The 2,217-nt window shown below is 42.1% G+C and carries 3 protein-coding genes and 1 pseudogene; 1 reads left to right on the top strand and 3 read right to left on the bottom strand.

The annotated features are described in order from the left end of the window. Window positions 1-156: 156 nt before the first annotated feature. On the bottom strand, window positions 157-423 hold the full coding sequence (locus ACFVSH_RS25720) for a hypothetical protein (RefSeq protein ID WP_387708598.1): 267 nt from the start codon (window positions 421-423) through the stop codon (window positions 157-159). 109 nt (window positions 424-532) lie between these two features. Here ACFVSH_RS25720 and ACFVSH_RS25715 point away from each other — a divergent pair, with 109 nt between their 5' ends. Continuing rightward, on the top strand, window positions 533-775 hold the full coding sequence (locus ACFVSH_RS25715; RefSeq protein ID WP_387708596.1) for a DNA alkylation repair protein: 243 nt from the start codon (window positions 533-535) through the stop codon (window positions 773-775). Between the two features lie 57 nt (window positions 776-832). On the opposite strand, the pseudogene ACFVSH_RS25710 reads toward ACFVSH_RS25715, so the two are convergent. Together ACFVSH_RS25710 and ACFVSH_RS25705 are read right to left on the bottom strand one after the other, a co-directional pair. Beyond that, window positions 833-979, bottom strand: a pseudogene (locus ACFVSH_RS25710) (DUF2188 domain-containing protein); the annotation flags it as partial. A gap of 66 nt (window positions 980-1,045) precedes the next feature. Beyond that, window positions 1,046-1,972, bottom strand: coding sequence for a CobW family GTP-binding protein (locus ACFVSH_RS25705; RefSeq protein ID WP_387708594.1), 927 nt, complete (start codon window positions 1,970-1,972; stop codon window positions 1,046-1,048). Between the last annotated feature and the right edge of the window lie 245 nt (window positions 1,973-2,217).

Raw genomic sequence — 2,217 nt, 5'->3', positions numbered from 1 at the left:
TCGCACTTGCGCTCCAATCAACCTTAAATCGTTTCGTTTTAAAAACAACAATCTTAACGAAAAGAGCCATTTTTTAAAGATTTTAACAATGATTTGTGAAAAAAGTATGAAGCTGAAAAGAATATTTGCTAACAAGCATCCGTAACACACCCGGAATTATAATCTTTCCAATTCAGTGATATAGGCCATGACGATCGCATTTTTCATTTCTTCTGAAAGCGATGATTCCATCACGCGTTTAATACAGAGGTAAAATTTCTCCAATACTGATTTTCGGGCACGGGGATGGGCATTTTCATCCAAAAGCTCACGGCGGATGAGTTCCGCCAACACTTCCCTTCCACCTCCATCGGTCACCTTACGATTGTTCCATATGCTTAAATAAGCCATCAGTAATTCTTCTTGCCTGACATTTTCTTTCATATTATCCCTTCCATCCATTACTAATTTATACATATTAATGTTCAAGTTTGTAAAGACTAGCTTAATAATACGATTATGCTTTTAAAAATTCAAAAAAGGAGTGAGTACAATGTCTCAAGTATACCGCTGCCCGAATTGCCGGACAAATAAATCTCGCTTCAATCTCATTCAGCAAGTAGCGACCCCCATTAAAAAGGATCCGCAGTCAGGTGAGATCATTGAACAATATTCGAACGAAGCCCTTCAGCCATTCCATCTAGCCTATAATGGTCCTGAAGTTCGGGTTCAATGTGCTGCTTGCGGATTGATAGAAGACGAAAAGACATTTGCCGCCTTTGGAATGCAACAATAAAAATGGTCAGACCCATTTGTGGGTCTGACCATTTTTTCAATCTTTTCCTACCGACATCTTAGCTCGGTCTATGGCGATTGGAATGGCTTTTCCATCCTCATATCCTTCATCCAATAATGCATTGGCGATTTCTATCGCCTTTTCCCTTACATCTTTATCTAGATTCTTCATCGAGTTTGGGTAATCGTCCTTATTCCATGGCACTAAAACCGCCTCCTTGATAAGAATGTCTCCTTTTTATGTTTCCCTTCTTTAATGGGCGGTAAACTTTTATCGGGCAGCTTTCAATTCCAAAGCTTTCAACTGACCGATCAACATTTCCTTATCCAACTTTTCCCCGATCATGACGATATTCAATGGCATTTTCATCATTTCATTCATATACATTGGCATTCCGTATGAGTATTGGAATAAATGGGGGTATTGTGAATGTGTAAAGGAAATGTATCCTTTCATCCGATAGACCGTTTCCGGCAGAGCCCTAAGCCACTCTTCAAAGTCGGTTTGTGCCACGGCACCTTCGAATGTATGAACGACTGCAGTTAAATGCAAATGGTCATGTACATCAAGCTTTTGATGGCCATTATGCCGGTTTCTTTGCATTTGCTGCAATGATGCCAAGGATACGGCTGCATACTCCGTCAATAAACATACAGCATCCGGATTCAGCGCCTGTATCGTATATATCAGCTGTGCGGCATCCATCTCACTTACCAAATCCACTTTATTCAATAATATGAAATCGGCATGGTGGATTTGCTCGGCAAGCAACTGCCGAAGCTGTGGAGACAGTTCCTCCCGATCGCGCCACCTTAATAAATCGACGACAGTGATAATCCCTTTATACTCCAGCCTTTTGGCGAAGATCGGCGACATGATGCCATCCAATACTTCAACTGGATGAGCTGCGCCCGTCGTTTCAATATAAACCGCATCCAGTTCATTTTCCGTTAGCAATTCATGGAGCTGAACCTCCAGTTTATCTTGAATTGTGCAGCAAATGCACCCGTCAAACAGCTCCTTAAGAGGCACTCCATCACCAATGAGTCCGCTGTCAACCGATACACTGCCGAGCTCATTTAACAGCACGGCCACTTTTCTACCCGCTTCACTTTCCTGTTTTAAAATATTTCGAAGAAGCGTCGTTTTCCCGCTGCCGAGAAAGCCGCCCAATATGTACACTTCGGTTGTTTTCATTCTTATCTGCTCCTATGATCCGGTTAAATTCGATTCCGTTAAATTTTATCATACTTATCTTACTAAAGCACTTGCCGGATCGACATAAAAAAACCAGCCCGTAAGCTGGTTTCAAACATAGACAAATTCGAAGAAAAGCGAGTTCGACTGCAGTGTTTTATTTAAAAACTTCCAGTCGATTACAGAAATCCGCTCCCTTTCCGCCCACTGTCTGACAGGCCTCCTCGACGCAAGCCTCTGTGGGG

The organism is Peribacillus sp. NPDC058002, assembly GCF_042886655.1.
GTDB classification, from domain to species: Bacteria; Bacillota; Bacilli; order Bacillales; family DSM-1321; genus Peribacillus; species Peribacillus aracenensis.
This window is presented reverse-complemented; position numbering and strand designations above follow the sequence as displayed.